The organism is Pseudonocardia sp. SID8383 (genome assembly GCF_009864975.1).
GTDB classification, from domain to species: Bacteria; Actinomycetota; Actinomycetes; order Mycobacteriales; family Pseudonocardiaceae; genus Pseudonocardia; species Pseudonocardia alni.
Genome location: NZ_WWFY01000537.1, coordinates 1 through 908 on the forward strand (window position 1 = coordinate 1; position 908 = coordinate 908).

The window sequence follows — 908 nt, forward strand, 5'->3', positions numbered from 1 at the left end:
CGTCGCGGGCGGGGCGTCGTCGCGCGGGGGGCCGGTCGGCGGTTCGTGCCTCGTGGCCGGGCCGTCCTCCCGGATCGCGGTGTCCGACGGCTCCGATCCGTCCGCGGGGACCGCTCGGCGGGAGCGAGCCCGTCGGGTCGCGGTGCCGACGTCCGGCGTCCGCCCGCCTGCGTCCGGTCGGTTCCCGCCGGGTCGTAGGTCCGTCATCGGTGCGTGGACGGCGCCGGTCGACGGCTCGTCGTCGCCGGTCGCGGCAGCGTCACCGGTCGCGGCAGCGTCACCGGTCGCCGGGGCGAAGACGGCCGCCGCACCCCGCACCACGGTCGGTCCGGTCGCGGTACGCAACGTCCAGGTCCCCGCGCCCACGCCACTGCCGTCGGGCTCGCCGGACGCACGGTGGCCGCCGGCGGACGTGCTCTTGCCCCCGTCGAACAGACCGGCGGCCCCGCCGTGTCCGTCATCGGCCGGTGGGGTGACGACCCGCCCACGACGACGCGGCAGCGCTGACTCCCCCACTCCGCCGTCGTCGATCCCGGACCACCGCACCGGCAGCCCGGAACGTTCCCGGGCCGGGCCGTCGTAGCGGGAGGCGGCGCCATCCGGCACGGGGAGGTCGAGGTGGGCCCGGACTGCCTCGGCGAGGCGCCGGTCCGGTTCCGGGGGCAACGCGAACCGGGTGTCCAGCGGGTCCGGCACCGACGTGGGGTCCGCCGGGGCGGAACCGCCCCACACCTGCGACGGCTCGTCTGTCGCCCGCCCGGCGGAGTCGCCGCCCACCTCGTCGCGGGCCTCGTCGCGGGCCTCGTCGCGGGCCTCGTCGCGGGCGGAGGGGTGCGGCGCGGCGGGGTGTCCGGGGTCATGATCGCGGGCACCGGAGTCGTGGGCGGCCGGGGGCCGGCCGGTCCGGT

1 protein-coding gene is annotated in these 908 nt (G+C 79.2%); it reads right to left on the reverse strand.

Annotated features, from left to right (window positions below; translation table 11 throughout):
• On the reverse strand, positions 1 to 908 hold a 908-nt coding region (locus GTW08_RS31835; RefSeq protein WP_237453807.1), incomplete at both ends, for a hypothetical protein.